This is a genomic window from Pandoraea fibrosis, assembly GCF_000807775.2.
GTDB lineage: Bacteria > Pseudomonadota > Gammaproteobacteria > Burkholderiales > Burkholderiaceae > Pandoraea > Pandoraea fibrosis.
On record NZ_CP047385.1, the window covers coordinates 833519 to 852476 of the forward strand.

General features: G+C 63.5%; 16 protein-coding genes. 8 read left to right on the forward strand and 8 right to left on the reverse strand.

Going from position 1 to position 18958, the window contains the following annotated elements; genetic code table 11:
- Positions 1–61: 61 nt before the first annotated feature.
- The gene (gene tauA / locus PI93_RS03650; RefSeq protein ID WP_144400204.1) at positions 62–1120 is read right to left on the reverse strand and encodes a taurine ABC transporter substrate-binding protein; all 1059 of its coding nucleotides are present in this window, start codon (positions 1118–1120) and stop codon (positions 62–64) included.
- 293 nt (positions 1121–1413) lie between these two features.
- Between tauA and pdxR the strand changes: the two genes are divergently transcribed.
- On the forward strand, positions 1414–2958 hold the full coding sequence (gene pdxR / locus PI93_RS03655; protein ID WP_039372406.1) for a MocR-like pyridoxine biosynthesis transcription factor PdxR: 1545 nt from the start codon (positions 1414–1416) through the stop codon (positions 2956–2958).
- Between the two features lie 50 nt (positions 2959–3008).
- Here pdxR and PI93_RS03660 read toward each other — a convergent pair whose 3' ends face one another.
- Positions 3009–3638 carry a glutathione S-transferase family protein gene (locus PI93_RS03660; protein WP_039372404.1) on the reverse strand — a complete coding sequence of 210 codons (630 nt, stop codon included), beginning with the start codon at positions 3636–3638 and terminating at the stop codon, positions 3009–3011.
- Positions 3639–3792: 154 nt separating this feature from the next.
- Entirely contained in the window at positions 3793–4809 is a 1017-nt protein-coding gene (locus PI93_RS03665) for a serine hydrolase (protein WP_039372402.1), read from the reverse strand.
- A gap of 244 nt (positions 4810–5053) precedes the next feature.
- Between PI93_RS03665 and PI93_RS03670 the strand changes: the two genes are divergently transcribed.
- Positions 5054–6079, forward strand: a complete 1026-nt coding sequence (locus tag PI93_RS03670) for a helix-turn-helix domain-containing protein (protein ID WP_052240795.1) — start codon at positions 5054–5056, stop codon at positions 6077–6079.
- A gap of 29 nt (positions 6080–6108) precedes the next feature.
- Here PI93_RS03670 and PI93_RS03675 read toward each other — a convergent pair whose 3' ends face one another.
- The 4 genes from PI93_RS03675 to PI93_RS03690 form a co-directional block, all read right to left on the reverse strand.
- On the reverse strand, positions 6109–6789 hold the full coding sequence (locus PI93_RS03675) for a Rossmann-fold NAD(P)-binding domain-containing protein (protein WP_039372401.1): 681 nt from the start codon (positions 6787–6789) through the stop codon (positions 6109–6111).
- Positions 6790–6864: 75 nt separating this feature from the next.
- The gene (locus PI93_RS03680; RefSeq protein ID WP_039372398.1) at positions 6865–7653 is read right to left on the reverse strand and encodes a hypothetical protein; all 789 of its coding nucleotides are present in this window, start codon (positions 7651–7653) and stop codon (positions 6865–6867) included.
- A gap of 78 nt (positions 7654–7731) precedes the next feature.
- Positions 7732–8364, reverse strand: coding sequence for a class I SAM-dependent methyltransferase (locus PI93_RS03685; RefSeq protein ID WP_039372395.1), 633 nt, complete (start codon positions 8362–8364; stop codon positions 7732–7734).
- Positions 8365–8518: 154 nt separating this feature from the next.
- Complete coding sequence (locus tag PI93_RS03690) at positions 8519–9460, reverse strand: LysR family transcriptional regulator (protein ID WP_039372492.1); 942 nt, start codon at positions 9458–9460, stop codon at positions 8519–8521.
- A gap of 109 nt (positions 9461–9569) precedes the next feature.
- Between PI93_RS03690 and PI93_RS03695 the strand changes: the two genes are divergently transcribed.
- Positions 9570–11081, forward strand: a complete 1512-nt coding sequence (locus PI93_RS03695; protein WP_039372392.1) for a CoA-acylating methylmalonate-semialdehyde dehydrogenase — start codon at positions 9570–9572, stop codon at positions 11079–11081.
- Positions 11082–11234: 153 nt separating this feature from the next.
- Here the strand turns inward: PI93_RS03695 and PI93_RS03700 are convergent, their stop codons facing one another.
- A complete protein-coding gene (locus tag PI93_RS03700) occupies positions 11235–12527 on the reverse strand; it encodes an MORN repeat-containing protein (RefSeq protein WP_052240794.1) in 1293 nt (430 codons plus the stop codon).
- A 363-nt stretch (positions 12528–12890) separates the two neighbouring features.
- Here PI93_RS03700 and PI93_RS03705 point away from each other — a divergent pair, with 363 nt between their 5' ends.
- The 5 genes from PI93_RS03705 to PI93_RS03725 all read left to right on the forward strand — a co-directional run bounded on the left by PI93_RS03705 (position 12891) and on the right by PI93_RS03725 (position 18955).
- Positions 12891–13751, forward strand: a complete 861-nt coding sequence (locus PI93_RS03705; protein ID WP_039372390.1) for a MurR/RpiR family transcriptional regulator — start codon at positions 12891–12893, stop codon at positions 13749–13751.
- Positions 13752–13796: 45 nt separating this feature from the next.
- Positions 13797–15068: a diaminopropionate ammonia-lyase gene (locus PI93_RS03710; RefSeq protein WP_039372388.1), complete on the forward strand. Its 1272-nt coding sequence runs from the start codon at positions 13797–13799 to the stop codon at positions 15066–15068.
- Between the two features lie 21 nt (positions 15069–15089).
- Complete coding sequence (locus tag PI93_RS03715) at positions 15090–16355, forward strand: Zn-dependent hydrolase (protein WP_052240809.1); 1266 nt, start codon at positions 15090–15092, stop codon at positions 16353–16355.
- An 88-nt stretch (positions 16356–16443) separates the two neighbouring features.
- A complete protein-coding gene (locus PI93_RS03720) occupies positions 16444–17382 on the forward strand; it encodes an N-carbamoyl-D-amino-acid hydrolase (RefSeq protein ID WP_039372386.1) in 939 nt (312 codons plus the stop codon).
- 274 nt (positions 17383–17656) lie between these two features.
- Positions 17657–18955, forward strand: coding sequence for an MFS transporter (locus tag PI93_RS03725; protein ID WP_039372383.1), 1299 nt, complete (start codon positions 17657–17659; stop codon positions 18953–18955).
- Positions 18956–18958: the final 3 nt, after the last annotated feature.

Sequence of the window (18958 nt, forward strand, 5' to 3'; positions counted from 1 at the left end):
CCAGCGATCGGGGAGGGGCGTCTGCACCGGAGATCCTCCGATGCGGGCGCCCCGGCGCGGCTTACTTCAGTTTGAGTGCGGCGTCGACATAGCGCGACGTGACGTATGGCGTGTAGTCGGCCTTGACGGCGTTGATCTTCTGCTGGCTCTTGAGGAACTCGGCCGTGTCCTTGAGCGCCTTGGCCGCGCGGCTGTCCTTGCCGCCGCCGAGCCATTCGCCGGAGGCCTGCTGCTGCGCCGACGGATAGGCGTAGAGCGAGAGCGCGCCGGGTACGTCCTCCGGCTTGCCGCCGATCATCTTCACGATCGCTTTGACCTGCGGCGAACCGGCGGACCATGCGGCCTGGTTCTGGCGATAGGCGGCGTCGGCGTCGGCGATCACCTTGACGAATTTCGCCATGAAGTCGGCGTTCGCTTCTCCCCATTTCCGGTCGACGGCGATACCGTCGAACGTCGGTTTGCCCTGCTTCGACAACTCACCCGACGTGATCAGCACATGACCGCTTTGCTTGATCTGCGCGAGCGCCGGGTCCCATACATACGCCGCGTCGATATCGCCGCGCTCCCATGCCGCCACGATCTGGTTCGGCTGCATGTTGAGTACCGTCACCTCGTTGGGCTTGATCCCCCACTGTTGCAACGCAAACATCGTGTGGTAGTGCGTGGTCGAGACGAACGGCACGCCAATCTTCTTGCCCTTCAGGTCGGCGGGCGTCTTGATGTTCGACGCGTTGCGCACGACCATCGCTTCGGCCTGATTGATGTCGTCGAGAATCCAGAACAACTGAAGGTCAAGCCCTTGCGAGACGGCCGCTGCCATGGGGCTGGAGCCGAGCACGCCGATCTTGATGTCGCCCGACGCGAGCGCCGTGCCGACCTTGGCGCCGGATTCGAACTGACGCCAGTGAATCTTGTAGCCCGTGGCTTTTTCGAACTCGCCGCTGGCAATCGCGACCAGCCACGGGTCGACGATCTGCTGATAGGCAATCGTCACCTCTTTTTCCTGCGCCTGGGCCGTGGCGGGCAACGTCAATCCAAGCGTCAGCGCGGCAGGTAGCGCGGCGGAGGCCAACGCGGTAGCAGCGAACACCCGTCGCAGCCGGTTCGGAAGTCCATTCATGGTTCACCTCTAATCGGAAATTTCGGTGGAACACTCGGGTTGACGCGGCTGGGATTACGAATCGGCGTCAAGTGACTGCATCATTGCTGCCTGCATTTTTGTTCGTTAGAGCCAGTTGGCCGCATTTGATGATGCCAACTGGTCCAGATCGCGTGGAATCGGCCCGTGAGCCGCATGGATGCTGGAATTCGAACGAAATTCGATTGACTGCGGATAAACCCGAATTCGGAATAAACGTCACCGTCTCATGAGTAATAATTGACGCTCTGGAAGTAACAAGAAGAGAGGGCGCGATGTCGAGCCGGATTTCTGCGGCGATGTGGAACCAGTTGTTTCTGATGTCGGCGCGCGCCGGCATGGGATTGCAGAGCCAGATACGCCAGATGCTGGTGTCGGCGATTCTGGACGAGCGCCTGATGCGCGGTGCCGCAGTGCCGTCGTCGCGCGAATTGGCGGAAGGTCTCGGCGTGGCGCGCAACACGGTGGTGCTGGCCTACCAGCAACTGGTCGACGAGGGCTATCTGATCGCACGCGAGCGACGCGGCTACTTCGTGAACGGCGACATCCTCGCGCCGCGCGTCGGGTCGCAGAGTGCGCCGGTGAAGGCGGCACCGGAGCCGGCGGCTGGCACCATTGCGCCGCTGGACCCGTCGACGCCGGATTGGGAGGGCCGCTACGTGGTGCGTCCGTCAGGGCAGCGCAACATCGTGAAGCCCATCGACTGGCAGCAGTACCAGTACCCGTTCATTTATGGTCAGTTCGATCCGACCATGTTCCCGACGGCGGACTGGCGCGAATGCTGTCAGAAGGCGCTCACCATCATGGAGATTCGCGACTGGGCGCCGGACATGATCGCGCGCGACGACGAGACGCTCATTCAGCAGATCCGCACGCGCGTATTGCCGCGACGCGGCGTGTGGGCCGACGCCGACGAGATCGTGCTGACCAACGGCGCGCAACAAGCGCTCTATCTACTGGCGGATTTACTGGTCGGCGCGCACACGACGGTAGGGATCGAAGATCCCGGCTACCCCGATGCGCGCAATATCTTCGCGATACGCACGCCCAAGCTGGTCGGTTTGCCCGTCGACGAATACGGGGTGCCTGTCGACGACCGGTTGTCGCAATGCGACTACGTGTACGTGACGCCCTCGCATCAATGCCCGACGACGACCACGATGCCGCTCGCGCATCGCGAAGCCTTGCTGCGTCGCGCGGAGACCGAGGACTTCGTGCTCATCGAGGACGATTACGAAAGCGAGAACAGCTATTCGGACATCCCGATTCCGGCGCTCAAGAGTCTGGACCGCAGCGATCGGGTGATCTATATCGGGAGTTTGTCGAAGTCTTTTGCGCCGGGATTGCGGTTGGGATACATCGTCGCGCCTGCGGCGTTGGTGGCCGAGTTGCGTGCGCTGCGACGCTTGATGATTCGTCATCCGTCGGCGTTTATTCAACGTTCGTTCTCGATGTTCCTCGCGCTGGGCCACCACGACGCCTTGCTGCGCCGTCTGGCGGACACCTACGCCAATCGCGCCGAAGTGCTGAGCGCGGCGCTTGCCACGCATATGCCGGAAGCGTCGTTCGTGCAGGTGAAGGGCGGGGCGTCTTGTTGGGTACGGGGGCCGGAAAACCTCAATGCCAACGTGCTGGCGGCGCGGGCGAAATCGCGCGGCATTCTGATCGAACCGGGCGATGTGTTCTTCATGGGCGATGCGCCGCCACGCAATATGTTCCGGCTGGGCTTCTCCTCGATACGGCTCGAGCATATCGAGGCGGGCATCATCGCGCTGGCCGAAGTGTTGCGTGAAACGTTGGCGACCGGGCCGGGGCAATAGGCGAGACGCCTTCAGGCACCGGTCGCTCGCGACGGAGTGTCGCGAATTCGTTAGGGCGTGCCGTTTCGTCCGTAGCGGCGAAAACCTTCGTTCGACGACAGGCGTTCGTAATAGGCCGCGACGGCATCGAGCGTTGGCCTATCGACTGGCGTGGCGAACCAGCGATGCACGGCCAGACCGATCGGGATGTCCGCGAGCGTGAACGTATCGCCACAGACAAAGGCTTGCGTCGACTGCAATTGCTGCTCGAGCACGCCCATGAGTTCCGTCCATCGCGCAACGCTGCTGGCCACCATGCGGGCGTCGTCGTATCCCGGGGCGCGACGAACGATCGATTTGAACGGATACACCCATGCCGGATTCAGATCCGAGGCCTGCCAGTCGATCCATTGATCTACGCGGGCACGTTCGCGCGGTGCAACGGGATAAAGGTCGACGCGTTCACGCGAAGCGGCAAGGTAGCGCAGGATGCTGTTGGATTCCCACAGGACGAAGCCGTCGTCGTCGATCACCGGCACCATCTTGTTGGGGTTGAGCGCGACGAACGCCGGAGCGTCCAGCTCGCGCGATGGGTCGCCGTCACCCCATGGCGGATTGACGAACGGCGTGTCGAGTTCGTGACACAACCACAATACCTTGCGAACGTTGATGGACGCCGGTCTGCCGAGGATGCTGAGCATGGGTAGCCTGTATCGATGGGATGGGGAAGGGAACGGCTCCATTCTAGTGACGCCGCCGGGGCGACGATAGATACAGATTGACGGCTTTCCGAGCGAAGCAGGGCGACCTATGGTGGCCACGCAATCGCGTGGCCGCCGTCTCCCGATACGTGCCTTAAGCGGGCACGGCAGCGGCTGCCGCCTTGAGGGCTGCGGACGCCGCGTCGATGAACTCGCCGGTGCGTTCGGTGCTCAGCTTGCCGCCGGACCAGTTCAGCGTGAAGCAGAACGTCACGGGTGTCGTGCGGACTTGCATCTGGCCCGCGAAGCACAGGCAGTGGAACGACTCCCAGTCGAGGCTGCCCCCTTTGCCGAACGACAGATGGCCGTCGGGAACCGCCATCCAGAGCGCGTCGGCCGTTGCCTGAATGCGCTTGTATTCGGTCAGCGACGACGGCTTGCTGAAGAACTTCCCGGCCAGTGACTGCTGGTACCAACGAACCATTTCGCTGGCTGTGCTCAGCATCGCCTGCTTGTCGTTGATGACGTCGGTACGGGGCTTGAGCCCGAGGTTTTCATTGTTGCCGAGCTTGACCATGCCGGCCCAGCCGAGATCGACGCCGGAGTCTGCTCCGGCCAGATAGGAAAAGAGTTTGCGGGTGGAGTCCGGGATGCGGGTGGCGCGAAGTCCGGCGTCGGCAATCAGGGCGCGCACCCGATCCGGGCCGACGGCCGCCAGTGCGATGTCCGTGCCGGTGTTGTCGCTGTGGGAGATCATGCACTCGAGTGCCGTGCGATAAGGCGTAGTGCCCGTCAGCCCGACCAGCACCGGACTGCCGGGCGAGCGCACGCTGTCGTCTACGGTGCAGGGGTTCAGGGTGGTGAGTCCGCCGCGTCCCGTTTCGGTGTCGCGCAGAAATTGCGCGAGGATGAACGTCTTCACAGCGCTTCCGACGAACAATTGTCTGTCCGGTGCGTAAGCGGCGCGCCAGACTTGTCCGTTGGCCCCGCCGGCTTCGATGAGGCAATTGGATGTCTGGGGCGCCAGCGCGCCGAAGCGTTGTACGGCGACATCGACGTCGGCGACGCCGGCGGCCAGTACCTGCGGTGCTGTGGCGAGCAGCGACGGTGCGGCCAGCGACGTGGCGGCCAGTTTCAGCGCATGGCGCCGGGTCGGTTGGAATGTCGTCATACGAAGATGCCTCGGAGGGTCGAAATTTCACGGGGTGCGAATGAAGTTCGGAGTTTCTGGCAAAATCGCCAAAGCGGTTTAGTCATTCGGTCTCAAATTTTGGTCGATTCGTTGCCCGAGGCAATGTCCGGTCAGTCAGCAACACAGTAGATGGCCTGCCGGCTTGCGTTAGCGAGTGCAGGCGGCGTCCCCAGCGGTATGGGGTCCGAAGCAGCACTCAGAAACCGGGGTCTGGGTCACGATAATGCAAAAGACACGCCTTCACGGGGATGCACCTTTCTCGGGCACATTGTCTGCCGGGCATTTCCACACGTTCTCCACGGCCGACGAGACGGCACCCAATCAGCTCGACTACTGGATTTCCAGCGCCTATCGCGCGGTCGAAGCCCGCCCGTTGCAGGACGCCCCCAACGCGCCGTTCTACGGCCGCGTGGCGTCGTATAAAGGCGAGACGGCGCAGTTCGTGCATTGTGCAAGCTCGCCCGTCGACACCTGGCTCACGCCCGGCCGCATACGCGGCATGCTCAGCGACGAACACATTGCCATTTGTCTGCTGGAGCGCGGCGAGTATCGCGTAGAGCAATCGAATGGCGAACGTACCGTGCTGGGCGAGGGTGAGTTATTCATGTTCGATTGCGGACAACCGATGTCGTCGCACTGGACGGACACGTCGACCTGCTATTTGCGCCTGCCGCGCCCGCTCGTGCGACAGGCGTTGGGCACCGACCCCGCCGATCTCGGACGGGTTGCCACGTCGCTCTCGGCGTCGCAACTGTCGCCCTTCCTGTGCGCACAGCTTCGTTTGCTGGCGGCGCAGGGGGATGCGCTGGGTCGCGACGAACTCGATCATGCGATGCGTGTGACGGTCGACATGGCGCTCTTCCTGATCGGGTCGCATCTGGGCGACGCCCGTGCGGCGTCCGACGAGGCGCGCTGGCGCAGCGGCAAACGGCAGGCGGCCTATCGCTTCATGCGCGAGAACGCGCATCGTCACGACCTCACGCCGGAAATCATCGCGGCCGCACTGCATTGTTCGCGTGCGCAGCTCTACCGTTTGTTCGAGGGCGAGCCGTTCAGCGTGAAGGCGGCACTGCGCGAGATTCGTCTGCAACAGAGCAAGCTGCGTCTGGAGCGGGCGGGACCGGATGCGCACATCGGCACCATCGCTTACGAGTGTGGTTTCGCCGATCAGGCGGCCTTCGGCAAAGTCTTCCGCCAACGATTCGGGATGACTCCCGGCGAGGCCCGGATGAGCGGAGCGCCGCGCTGATTCACCCCGGCGTTTGCCGTGACGGGATGTCAGCGGGACGTCTGGGCGGACATGCGATAGATGTCCGCCCGTTCGAGTATCGGTTGCGGGGTGCCCCGGCGCACGACGTTCAGCATCGCGTTGCCGATGACGCGTGTCGTGAGAATGCTGGCGGGCCAGAGATGTCGCAGCAGCGCCAGTACCGGTTTGAACACGAGATAGAGCCACCGGTAGCTGGCGGTTCGCGACTGAATGCCGTCTTCCGGCACGATGGCGGCCGGTCGGAAGATGGCGACCTGTCCGAATGGCAGACGTTGCAGCGCGTTCTCCGTCTGGCCGCGAACCCGCGCCCACATCGTCCTGCCGCGTTCGCTGCTGTCGGCGCCCGCACCGGAGACGTACACCATCGTCATGCCGGGGCTGCGCCCGACCAGTTGCTCGGCAACGTGCAGCGTGAGGTCGTAGGTCACTGCACGGTAGGCCGGCTCCGACATGCGGAACGACGTTACACCAATGCAGAAGAAGCACGCGTCAACGTTGGCAAAGACGTCGTCTGCCGCGCTGAACCGATGGAGATCGGCAACGACGATGTTTTTGATGCGCGGGTCTTCGTAACCGCTCAGCGCGCTTCGTCCGACGACGAGGATCTGCGTCACGTCGCTGGCGGCCAGACACGCCCGCAAGACCCCCTGACCGACCATCCCGCTCGCACCCAACAGAACGATTCGCATCGCTTCACTCCAAAGGCCACTCGGGCGTTGCCGAACCGAAGTCGGCGTAAAGGGTGACGGGCTTCCATTGCTGCTTCAGGGCTTCGCGCTCTCCGGCTTTGCAAAGCGGCCTTGCACGGCGACGAGCGCATCGTCGGTGGTGGCGACCAGCCACAAGCGCGCCTGTTCGACCATATGGCGATTGTGGTCCTTCAACGGGCCCATGGCCGCGGCGGCCTTCCAGACCACCGGTCCGACTTTGCTTTTTCTGCCGGACGGTGCACCGACGAGCAGACAGTGCGGCCCCAGCGCAAGCGTGACGAGAGGGAGCGCAGGGCTAGGGAGCGCGCGCCAGTCGATGAAGGGGGCGTCGCCGATGAGCAGTGGGGTGGGCAGGCCGTAAAGCACGCTGAAGTCATACAGCGCCAGTTGTGCCCGCATGCCGACATAAACGCGTCGGACATCCTCGACGACCGCCGCGCGGATTTCGTCCTCGAACATGGGTTCTTGCGAATAGCGAGCAAACGCCTCGCGGGCCGTCTGCTGATAGGCGCTGAATAGCCCGAGGTCCACACAGTCGGCGACGGCGCGCTGAACCTCCGCCACAGACCCCGCGTCTTCCGGTTTCCCCAACTGCGCGGCCTTCAGGAACCGCGCCAGCCCCGCCTCCTGAATCGCAGGGCCACCCGCAGACGCATCGTCGACGGCGTTTTCACCCAGCGGCACGTAGAGATAGTCTTCGGCCGCAAAGTGCGACTTCTTGCCTTCGTCGAATTTGATTTCACCGTCGGTGCAGTCCAGATAACGCGTGCCGATTCGGCCATGCTCCCAAACCCAGTTCTTCAGGAACGGGCGTAGCGGGTGCAGCGTGTCTTGAGTCGCCATGCAAATCTCCAAGGTCCCTGAATTGTGTCGTCGGGGGCGCCTGTTCGGGTGGGCGCGGCGGCGAATCCCGCCAGCGCTTCAGATGGCCGGCTTGCGCCACACGCTCGCGAGCCAGGGTTGCTGCTCCCGCGGCAAGCCGTCGGGGCGGTAATAGTGTTCGAGTTCGGTAAATCCGGCATCCCTCACATAGCGACGCCACGCGTCGAGATCGTGGAACGTGCCGTAGCGGCCGTGATGCCAGCCTTCCTGATTGGTGCCGCGTGGGTTGGAGCTAAAGAGCACGCCACCGGGCTTGAGCGTTGCATGCAATTGCCGCAGCACGCGCGGCAGATCCTGACTCGGGATATGGAACAACACGGCGTTGGCGAAGATGCCATCAAAGTGCGCGTGCGGCAAATCAAGTTGCAGAAAGTCCTGATGCCAGACTTCGCAACCGGTTTCGTTGCGAGCCATGGTGACAAAGCGCTCGGCACCATCGAGGCCGATGGCGCGATGGCCCTGCGCGGTGAATGCCTTGAGGTCTCTGCCCGGGCCGCACCCGAAGTCGAGAATCGTGAAGGGAGGCGCGACGTCGATATGCCGCAGTAATGCGGCAATGTTCTGCGTGACGTCGTGGTCGCGCGTGCCTTCGCGGAAATCGTCGGCATTCGCGTTGTAGTGCTGCAATGTGCCTGCACTGATTTGCTTCAGATCGTGAGGGGTGAGTTTCATGGACATGCCAGGGCTTAGCGCGACCGTTACGGTCGGGTCATCGAGACCTTACTGGATCGCGGGAGGAGTGCCGAACGTTGCTGCCAGTATGCCACCGAAGACATCGCCCACTTGTTCTGACTTCCTCGCGCCTGCATTGCGGAAAATTCGGACCCTAGCAGGGAAAACCGTCGGTAAATGCGCCGCGCAAGTAATCGACGAACCGTTTCACGGCCCGCGGCACGTGCGACGCATACGGGCGCACCACGTAGATTCGCTCGGCAAACGCCCCGACCGGCCGCCATTCCGGTAACAGCACGACCAGCTTGCCTGCGCGAACCGCTGCCTGCGCCGTGAAATCGGGCAATAGGGCGATACCCAGATCGTCCAGCGCGGCGTCGCGCAACGCTTCGCTATTGTTCGCCGCTATCGGGCCGCTGACGTTGATCGTCACCGGAGCACCGGCCGATTTGCGCCCCATGCCTTGTTCAAACGACCAGGTGTTCGCCGTTTGCGCACGTGGATAGGAAAGGCAATCGTGCGCTGTCAGGTCGGCGGGCGAGGCGGGCGTGCCGCGCCGTTTCAAATACGCGCGCGTGGCGACGATGAGCGAGCGTGTGTCGCACAATTTCCAGGCCACGTGCGTCTCGGGAGCGTTCGTACTGTGTCGGATGGCAAGATCGAAGCCCTCGGTGGCAATCGAACTCAGCCGATCCGACAGGTCGAGTTGCACACGCACTTCAGGGTGTTCGCGCAGGAACTGCGACAACCTCGGGATGACCTGCTGTCGCCCGAGCGCGACCGGGGCCGTGACGCGGATCAATCCTCTCGCCACGCCCGCCTGATCTCGCACGTTCGAAAAACTCGTGGCGATGTGCTCGTACTGTGCGCGGGTGTCGTCGACAAGCTGTTGCCCGGCCTCCGTAAAGCGAACACTGCGCGTGGTGCGCTGCACAAGCGACACGCCTGCGGCACGTTCCAGCTCGGCAATGCGCTGGCTCATCGCCGCCTTGCTCACCCCCAGACGCGCCGCCGCCGCCGTGAAGCTGCCTTGTTCGGCGAGCACCGTCAGCCAGTGAAGGTGCGTCCAGAGCCCTTCAATTTTTCCGGGTTCCATCAGTCGATTGTTCGCCATTGAAAACAATAAATTCAATGATAGCGCCTATGCGGCGCCGTCGGCGATTCATACACTGCTGGCATCGTTTATCAATTCATGAGGAGTCGAAATGCAAGCGTTCAACGATACCGCCGACGTGGTGCACTACATTCAGGGCGAGCGCGTGAAGGGGAACAGCGAGCGGACTCAGCCGGTGTTCAACCCGGCAACGGGGGCTAGCGCGCGCCAATTGGTGCTGGGTGACGTGTCCGATGTCGAAGCGGCCGTGGCAAGCGCGAAGGCAGCGTTCCCGGCATGGAGCAACACGCCGCCGATTCGCCGGGCGCGCGTCATGCTGAAGTTCCTCGAATTGATGAACAAGCACCGCGACGAACTCGCTGCGATCATCACGGCAGAACACGGCAAGGTGTTCTCGGACGCACAGGGCGAAGTCTCGCGCGGCATCGACGTGATCGAATTCGCCTGCGGCATTCCGCAATTGCTCAAGGGCGACTATACGGAGCAGGTGTCGACCGGCATCGATAACTGGACGACGCGTCAGGCGCTCGGCGTCGTGGCCGGCATCACGCCGTTCAACTTCCCGTGCATGGTGCCTTGCTGGATGTTCCCGGTTGCCATCGCCGCCGGCAACGCCTTCGTGCTCAAGCCCAGCGAGCGCGATCCGTCGGCATCGCTGTTCATGGCCGACCTGCTCAAGCAGGCGGGATTGCCGGACGGCATTTTCAACGTGGTGCAGGGCGACAAGGTCGTGGTCGACGCGCTGCTCACGCATCTGGACGTCAAGGCCATCAGTTTCGTCGGCTCGACCCCGATTGCGAACTACATTTACGAAACCGGTGCGAAGCACGGCAAGCGCGTGCAGGCGCTGGGCGGTGCGAAGAACCACATGGTCGTGATGCCCGATGCAGATCTCGATCAGGCCATCGACGCGCTGGTCGGCGCAGGCTACGGCTCGGCGGGCGAGCGCTGCATGGCCATTTCGGTGGCAGTGCTGGTCGGCGACGTTGCCGACAAGATCATGGATCGTCTGGCCGAGCGCGCCCGCACGCTGGTCATCAAGAACGGCATGGAGCCGGACGCCGAGATGGGCCCGATCGTCACGCGTCAATCGCTCGAACGTATCGAAAGCTACATCGCGCTGGGTGTGGAAGAAGGCGCCAAGCTGGTGGTCGATGGCCGAGGACTCAAGGTGCCGGGCCATGAAGCGGGCTTCTTCACCGGCGGCACGCTGTTCGATCACGTCACGCCGGACATGCGAATCTACAAGGAAGAAATCTTCGGCCCTGTGCTCGCCTGCGTGCGCGTGAAGGACTTCACCGAAGCGATCGATCTGATCAATGCGCACGAGTTCGGTAACGGCGTGGCGTGCTACACGCGCGATGGCCACATTGCGCGCGAATTCGGTCGTCGCATCGAGGTGGGCATGGTCGGTATCAACGTGCCGATTCCGGTGCCGATGGCATGGCACGGCTTCGGCGGCTGGAAGCGCAGCCTGTTCGGCGACATGCATGCCTACGGCGAAGAGGGTGTGCGGTTCTACACCAAGCAGAAGTCGATCATGCAGCGCTGGCCGGAGAGCACCGAGAAGGGTGCCGAGTTTGCCATGCCGACGGCGAAGTAGTCCGCAGGTTTTTCACGACGATTGGAAGTTCCGCAGCGGTGCCACTGTTGAGTCAGTGGCACCGCTTTGTCGTTTCCGGAACCGGCGGGCCGGGTTTGTCGGGCGATGCGTGGGGCGGGCCTCGTCGAGCGTCATGGTCCACGCAGGGGGGGCTCAGAGAAGCACGCACTGCCCTGTAAAGCGAGTACCGCTCCACGTAATGTTGAGCGGACGAGCCGGGTCTTTGCAGATGAGCGTTTGCAACGTGCCGAAGCGGTCAGCGTGCAGTGACAACTGTTCGCCGGGGGACAGCCCGTAGAAGCCCGAGTAGTTCTTTTCGCATCGCGCCGAGTCGTCGGCGGCATTGTTTGCGGTCACGCACCAGGCGACATTGATCGCGTAGCCGCAGGTGTTCCTGACGCCGGTTTCGACTTCATACCAACCGACGTAACCCTTGGCGCCTCGAGGGATTCGCACTTGCTCGACGCAGCCGCTGATGGGCGCGGTCGTCTTGCGTCCTGCGGCCGCTGCATTGCTGCCGGCGCCTGCGTTGTAATTGCCGGACGTGGGGGCCACCGACTGAGGCATGGCCGAGGGGGACATGGCGGCGCCGGACGTCGCTTGCAGCGCCGAGGCCACGGCTTGATATTGGGCAGCGTTGCGTCCGCCGCCGCTTGCGGCGCCTTGTGCCGCTGCGCCTAACAGTCCTGCGACGATGGAAAGGACGCCGGGGCCGTCGTCGGAAGCCGCGGATGAGGTTGCGCTTGAGCGCACGCCGTTGGCGTAGGTCGCGATGAGGGTGCCGTCGGCGCGCGTGTCGGTGCCGTCGTAGATCTTGCCCTTGACGAATTGACCGGCGCGCACCGACCCATCGGACGCAAACGTAATGACACCGGGGCCATCGAACGCGTTGTCGGCCCACTGACCGCGGTAGGTATTACCGTTGGGCTCCAGTTGGTAGCCCTGGCCGGTGATGTTGTCGTTGAGTATGTCGCCTTCATAGCGCTTGCCGCTGGCCCAGACGTAGATGCCTTTGCCGGTGCGTTTGCCCGCGATGAAGTCACCTTCGTAGGTATCGCCATTGGTCCAGAAGAACTTCCCCTTGCCGGTACGCTCGTCGTTGACAAAGGGACCTTCATAACGATTTCCGCTCGCCCACGTGTAGGTGCCGACGCCGGCACGTTTGCCCTGACTTAGCTCGCCTTCGAGACGTTGATCGAAAACCCCGTTTTTGAACCACTCCTCGACGCCCGGTCCATCGGCATAACCGTTCTTGCACGGTCCGACCCACGTTGCGCTCCACGTAATGCCCGGGCTGTCCGGATCGTTCGACCACACCTTGCAGTCTCTGTCGGCGACCTTGACCCAGCCTGCGGCATGCGCCGGGGCGCAGCTCAGCAGGCCGAAGACGCCCGCAATACTGAGCGCGAACATCGCACCGCGTTTGAAATGTCGCCCGTCATCCATCACTTTCTCCCTGATCTTCTCTGGATATCTCTTTGCTCGGGACGATAGCGAAGGATCGGGCTGCCCGGCATCCTCCATTTGGAGGATAGGGCGCGGCTGTCGCCCAGCGCTTGGCGTTTCCCCCGAGCGACCCGCGCTGCCCCGTTTCTCCCCCTCCCCCCTTCCAACGCAAACCTCTCGTCAGAGAAAACATTATTTTTTTCTCTTTGACACTTTATTTTCGTTTACGTAGTTTACTGAAACATAAGTTCCAAAAATGCCACAACCCCTGAAACGCGCGATGCAAAAGGCGCTGACGGTGGCAGCATGCTGGAACCTGCAACTTTGCGCCCACCGGTAACGGACGGGTGATTGGAAAAGACCATGAACGGCACGCTTCAAGACCGGATTCTGCAACTGCAAGACGACTTCACGCCCAGCGAGAAGCGTCTGGCGGACGTGACGCTGGCCCACTTGCCGCAGCTAGCTTCGTATTCCGCCACCGAACTGGCCGAGATGGCCGAGGTATCGAAGGCCTCCGCCGCACGCTTCTTCAAGCGCCTCGGCTATGAGACGTTCAACGATCTGCGCACTCGCATGCGCGACGACGCGGACCATGGCTCGCCGCTCTTCGCGCTCGCGGGCATTGCGACGCCGGACACCGCCAGCGACGCCCCGGAGGGTGCGCTCGGCGCGCATCTGGCGACCGATCTGCAAAATCTGGCCCACACCTTCGAGCGTATCGATGCGGCCGACATCGAGCGGGCGGTAGAGATCGGGGCGAGCGCGCGACGTGTCTTCATCGCTGGGTTCCGCAACGGCCGCGTGCTCGCGCAATACATGTGGGCATTGCTCACCCAGGTACGCGACGGTGTATTGCTCGTGCCCGGCGCGGGCCTGAATCTGGCGGAAGACCTCGCTGACATGACCGACGACGACGTGCTTGTGGTGATGGACTTTCGCCGCCGCGTGACGCTGCTGCGTCCGATGGTCGAGCATGCCAACCGCGTGGGCGCTCGCGTCGTGATTCTGACCGACCCGACCGCGACCGAGCTGCCGGCGCGCAGCGACATCGTGCTGCGTTGCGTGAATCGCACGACCGGCATGTTCGATTCCTATGTCGCCGCCATGAGCCTGATCAACCACCTTTGCACGCGCCTGGGTATCGCTTTGGGGGAGGCGGCGCGAGAGCGCCTCGCCCACATCGAGCGCCTGCACGACGACTACGGCGATCTGCGCCGTTAGTCGGTCATTCACCGACAGATCTATCCAGAGAACCGAGGAGTTCGTATGACCCACCCCCTTCCCAATCTGCGCCTGCAGCGTTTCGTGAACCCGGCCGCCGAGCCCGATGCGGCCTATGGCGAAGCGCGTCGCGCGATTCTGGGCGGCGACGCGTTTGCGACGGCCGAGCGTGAAATCACGCGCTGGCCGGGCTACGCCGAGACGCCCCTCGTGGCGCTCGACGGGTTGGCGCGGGCCGTAGACGTGGCGCAGATTCGTTACAAGGACGAGGCTGGCCGGTTCGGTCTGGGAAGCTTCAAGGCGCTGGGGGGCGCATACGCCGTGAGCCGCCTGCTGATCCGCGAGATCGAGGCGCGCACCGGGGAGACGGGCGTCACCGTAGCAGACCTGCTGTCCGGGCGTTTCGCCGACCTGACCCGCACGCTGTGCGTGACGTGCGCCACCGACGGCAACCACGGTCGTTCGGTGGCATGGGGCGCGCAACGCTTCGGTTGCCAGTGTGTGATCTACGTTCACGCGACGGTCAGTCAGGGGCGTGTCGATGCCATTGCGCACTACGGTGCCGAGGTCGTGCGCACCGCCGGTAACTACGACGATGCCGTGCGTCAGGCGGCCGAAGATGCAGCGCGTCTGGGGCGCTTCGTGGTGTCAGATACCTCGTACCCCGGCTACATGGATGTGCCCAAGGATGTGATGCAGGGCTACGCCGTGATGGCCGACGAGGCGTTGCGCCAGTTCCGCGATGAAGCGGGACAACTGCCGACGCATGTGTTTCTGCAAGGCGGGGTGGGCGGCCTGGCGGCCGCTGTGCTGGCCCACTTCTGGGAAACGCTCGAAGCCCGCGGGGAATCGCGTCCGCGCTTCGTCGTGGTCGAACCCGACAAAGCCGCTTGCCTCTTCGAGAGCGCACGCGCCGGCGAGCCGGTGGCGGTTCATGGCGATCTCGATACGGTCATGGCGGGACTGGCGTGCGGCGAAGTGTCGTTGCTGGCCTGGGAAATTCTGCGTCCCGGCGCGCTGGCGTTCCTGACCATCGATGACGCGTCGGCATTGGAGACGATGCGCATTCTCGCGCAGGGCCGCTTCGGTGACGCACCGATGGTGGCGGGCGAGTCTGCGGTGGCAGGTCTTGCAGGTTGCCTCGGCGCCGCGGCCGACGCTCAGTCGCGTGCCGAACTCGGTCTGGACGCATCGAGCCGCGTGCTGGTCTTCGGCAGCGAAGGGGCGACCGATCCTGCGCTGTTCGAGACGATCGTCGGCATGCCCGCCGAAGCTGTGACGGCGAACGTTGCTAAACAAACCAAACAAGCCGCCTGAATGCCGGAGCCGGAGCGCAATATGAGCACGCTTTTCACTGCCGCTTCGCCGGATCACGCGATGTCGGATCTGCGCATCGACTTGCCGCGTCTGCTGGCGCGCATCGCCGCGCTGGCGGAGGTTGGGGCGATCGATGGCGGTGGCTGCTGCCGTCTGGCGCTCACCGACGAAGACGGCGAGGGCCGCAGGCTCGTCGCCGGCTGGATGCGCGAGCTTGGGCTGACGGTGAGTGTCGACGCCATCGGTAACGTGGTGGGCACACGCGCCGGTCGGGAAGATGGGCCGCCGGTGATGACCGGCTCGCATATCGATACGGTGCGCACTGGTGGCCGTTACGACGGCAATCTCGGCGTACTCGCAGGACTGGAGGTCATCGCGGCACTCAACGATGCAGGCATCGTCACGCGTCGTCCGCTCGCGGTGGGTTTTTTCACAAACGAGGAGGGCGCACGCTTCTCGCCCGACATGATGGGCAGTCTGGTCTATGTCGGAGGCATGCCGCTGGACGACGCGCTCGATACCGTCGGAATCGATGGGAGCACGGTGAGGGAAAACCTCACGCGTATCGGGTACGCGGGGCCGCAGCCGGTGGGAACGCCCGATGTGCACGCGTTCGTCGAATTGCACGTCGAACAGGGGCCGGTGCTGGAGCATGAGGGCGTCACGATCGGCGCCGTGACAGGCGTGCAAGGCATCCATTGGACCGAGTTCACGGTCGAAGGGGTATCGAACCACGCGGGGACCACGCCGATGCGCATGCGTCACGACGCCGGTTACGCGGCGTATGCGATTGCCGCTTTCGCTCGAGATGTCGCGCGCGAGTTGGGCGGCGCTCAGTTGGCGACCGTGGGCCATGTCACGGTCTCGCCGAACCTCGTCAACGTGATTCCGAACCGCGCGGTCTTCACTGTCGACCTGCGCAATACCGATGCCGACGTGCTCGCCGAAGCCGTGCGTCGTGTCTTTGCGAAGGCCGATGCGGTGGCTGAGGCTGAAGGCGTGCGCATCACGCATCGCTCGCTGGCGGACTTTGCGCCAGTGGCGTTCGACGAGCGCATCGTCGCACGTGTCGAGTCGCTGGCGCGGGAGCGGGGGCACTCGGTGCGTCGCATGCCGAGCGGCGCGGGGCACGATGCGCAGATGCTGGCGCGCGTATGCCCGGCCGGCATGATCTTTGTGCCGAGCGTGAAGGGCCTCTCGCACAACGTCGCCGAGTTCACCCACGACGCCGATATCGGCGCCGGGGCCAATCTGCTGCTCGCGCTCATGACCGAGCTGGCAGCGTAGTTCATACCGCAATCTGGCAGTCACCCTGGAGGAGGCGTCCGGCGTACCGGACGCTCAGGGATTCGAGATTCATCAAGGAGATAACGAAATGTCCCGTATCGTCAACGTCGCCGCCGCGCAGCTTGGACCGATCCAGCGTGCCGATTCACGAGCCGACGTGATGGAGCGCCTGCTCGCTCACCTGCACAACGCGCACGCGATGGGCTGTCAGCTTGTCGTCTTTCCCGAACTGGCGCTCACGACGTTTTTCCCGCGCTGGTACATGGAGGACCCGGTCGAGATCGACGCGTTTTACGAGCGTGAGATGCCCGGCCCGCAAACGCAGGTGCTGTTCGACACGGCCAAACGTCTGGGCATCGGTTTTTACCTCGGGTATGCCGAGATCGCGCTTGATGACGCGGGTCGCCCGCATCGCTTCAATACGTCGATTCTGGTCGGTGCCGACGGCAACATCATCGGCAAGTATCGCAAGGTGCATCTGCCGGGGCATGCGGAGAACGAGCCGTGGCGCGCCTTCCAGCATCTGGAAAAGTACTACTTCGAGCCGGGCGACGCGTTCGACGTCTGGCGCGGCTTCGGCGGCGTGATGGGCATGGCGCTGTGTAACGATCGTCGCTGGTCGGAGACCTATCGCGTGATGGGCCTGCAGGGAGTCGAGATGATCCTGCTCGGCTACAACACACCGGTGCATAACCCACCGGCACCGGAGCACGACGACCTGTCGATGTTCCACAACCAGTTGGTGATGCAGGCCGGGGCATACCAGAACGGTACCTGGGTGGTCGGTGTCGCCAAGGCGGGTAAGGAGGAGGGCTGCGAGATGATCGGCGGGAGCTGCATCATTGCCCCGTCGGGCGAAGTGGTGGCGGCGTGCTCGACCAAGGGTGACGAACTCGCCATCGCCCGTTGCGACCTCGATCTCTGCAACTCCTACAAGCGCACCACCTTCAATTTCGCGAAGCATCGTCGTCCGGAGGCGTATCGCATGATCGTCGAGCGTCGCGGTGCCGTGGCGCCGGAGGCCTGAGTTCCGAGGCCGCCGGCTTGCAAGGCGTGAGACGCAACAGCGTCTGACCGGAGGTACGCGTCAGGCAACGCGACACCTCCTGCTTTTCCCAATCCCATAACAGGCATGCAGGCCGCGAGGCCCGCAGGGGAACGTGTTGCCCGAAGCTTATGCCGAAGTCTTCGTGCGCATCACGCCTGGCCAACAGTTCGTCACGATATCTTTCGCGCTGGAGCCTATGATGAAAAACGCACCATCCCCTGCATCCCTCGCGGGCAGCCCGCCCGGACACCCCATGCATGCCGACCCTCACATGCTGAGCGACGCCGCCGACAATGCCTTGTATCGCCGCGTGGCATGGCGACTGGTCCCGTTCCTGATGCTCTGCTACGTGGCCGCGTTCCTCGATCGTGTGAACGTCGGTTTCGCGAAGTTGCAGATGCTCGACGATCTGGGTTTCTCCGAGACCGTGTACGGCCTGGGCGCAGGCATCTTCTTCATTGGCTACTTCCTCTTCGAAGTGCCCAGCAATGTGCTGATGCATCGCATCGGCGCGAAGAAGACCCTGGCGCGCATCATGGTCCTGTGGGGCATGATCTCGGCGGCCATGGCCTTCACGCAGACGCCGACACAGTTCTACGTGCTGCGCTTTTTGCTCGGTGCGGCCGAGGCCGGTTTCTATCCGGGCATCATCCTGTATCTGACGTATTGGTTCCCGTCGGCACGTCGCGGTCAGATCATCGCGATCTTCATGACGGCCGTGCCGTTCGCAGGGATTCTCGGCGGCCCGCTCTCCGGCTGGATCATGCAGACGTTCCACATGGGGCACGGCATGGCTGGCTGGCAGTGGATGTTCATCATCGAAGCCGTGCCGTCGCTGGTGCTGGGTATCGCGGTACTGGCCTATCTTGACGACCGCATTACCGATGCCCGCTGGCTCAGCGACGCCGAGAAGGCGCGACTCGCTCACAATGTCGCGGCGGAAACGCGCGAGAAGGTCGAGCACGTCTCGCTGTGGAAGCTGTTGCAGGACCGTCGCGTGCTGCACATGGCGTTGATTTGCTATTGCACGGTGTCGAGCCTCTCGGGTCTGGCGTTCTGGATCCCCTCGGTGATCAAGTCGACCGGTGTGAAGTCGCTGCTGGAAATCGGCTTGCTGACTGCCGTGCCCAACGCCTGTGCCGTCGTATCGATGGTGCTGGTGTGCCGCCATTCCGACAAGACACGTGAGCGCCGCTGGCACATGGTGATTCCGTTCGTGGTCGGCGGCGTGGGGCTGATCTTGTCGACGTTGTTCGGCCATAACCCGCCCGTCGCGGTGGCCATGCTCTCGGTGGCCGCCGCCGGGTGCATGGTTTGCTCGCCGCTGTTCTGGAGCTTGCCGACGGCTTTCCTCGAAGGGCGCAGTGCAGCCGCAGGCATTGCGGGCATCAATGCGTTCGCCGGTCTGGCGGCGTTCGTCAGTCCGTATGCCATTGGCTGGATCAAGGACACCACCGGCTCGACCGACTGGGGCATGTATTTCCTCGCGAGCTTTGCGTTCATCGGTGCCTTCCTGGTGTTGCGCGTGCCGGCTCGCCTCGTCAATCGCTAAGCC

What these genes read in the sequence shown, in the direction of transcription:
- tauA (WP_144400204.1), bottom strand. Translation starts at nt 1,120, where the DNA reads ATGAATGGACTTCCGAACCGGCTGCGACGGGTGTTCGCTGCTACCGCG.
- pdxR (WP_039372406.1), top strand. Translation starts at nt 1,414, where the DNA reads ATGTCGAGCCGGATTTCTGCGGCGATGTGGAACCAGTTGTTTCTGATG.
- PI93_RS03660 (WP_039372404.1), bottom strand. Translation starts at nt 3,638, where the DNA reads ATGCTCAGCATCCTCGGCAGACCGGCGTCCATCAACGTTCGCAAGGTA.
- PI93_RS03665 (WP_039372402.1), bottom strand. Translation starts at nt 4,809, where the DNA reads ATGACGACATTCCAACCGACCCGGCGCCATGCGCTGAAACTGGCCGCC.
- PI93_RS03670 (WP_052240795.1), top strand. Translation starts at nt 5,054, where the DNA reads ATGCAAAAGACACGCCTTCACGGGGATGCACCTTTCTCGGGCACATTG.
- PI93_RS03675 (WP_039372401.1), bottom strand. Translation starts at nt 6,789, where the DNA reads ATGCGAATCGTTCTGTTGGGTGCGAGCGGGATGGTCGGTCAGGGGGTC.
- PI93_RS03680 (WP_039372398.1), bottom strand. Translation starts at nt 7,653, where the DNA reads ATGGCGACTCAAGACACGCTGCACCCGCTACGCCCGTTCCTGAAGAAC.
- PI93_RS03685 (WP_039372395.1), bottom strand. Translation starts at nt 8,364, where the DNA reads ATGAAACTCACCCCTCACGATCTGAAGCAAATCAGTGCAGGCACATTG.
- PI93_RS03690 (WP_039372492.1), bottom strand. Translation starts at nt 9,460, where the DNA reads ATGGAACCCGGAAAAATTGAAGGGCTCTGGACGCACCTTCACTGGCTG.
- PI93_RS03695 (WP_039372392.1), top strand. Translation starts at nt 9,570, where the DNA reads ATGCAAGCGTTCAACGATACCGCCGACGTGGTGCACTACATTCAGGGC.
- PI93_RS03700 (WP_052240794.1), bottom strand. Translation starts at nt 12,527, where the DNA reads ATGGATGACGGGCGACATTTCAAACGCGGTGCGATGTTCGCGCTCAGT.
- PI93_RS03705 (WP_039372390.1), top strand. Translation starts at nt 12,891, where the DNA reads ATGAACGGCACGCTTCAAGACCGGATTCTGCAACTGCAAGACGACTTC.
- PI93_RS03710 (WP_039372388.1), top strand. Translation starts at nt 13,797, where the DNA reads ATGACCCACCCCCTTCCCAATCTGCGCCTGCAGCGTTTCGTGAACCCG.
- PI93_RS03715 (WP_052240809.1), top strand. Translation starts at nt 15,090, where the DNA reads ATGAGCACGCTTTTCACTGCCGCTTCGCCGGATCACGCGATGTCGGAT.
- PI93_RS03720 (WP_039372386.1), top strand. Translation starts at nt 16,444, where the DNA reads ATGTCCCGTATCGTCAACGTCGCCGCCGCGCAGCTTGGACCGATCCAG.
- PI93_RS03725 (WP_039372383.1), top strand. Translation starts at nt 17,657, where the DNA reads ATGCATGCCGACCCTCACATGCTGAGCGACGCCGCCGACAATGCCTTG.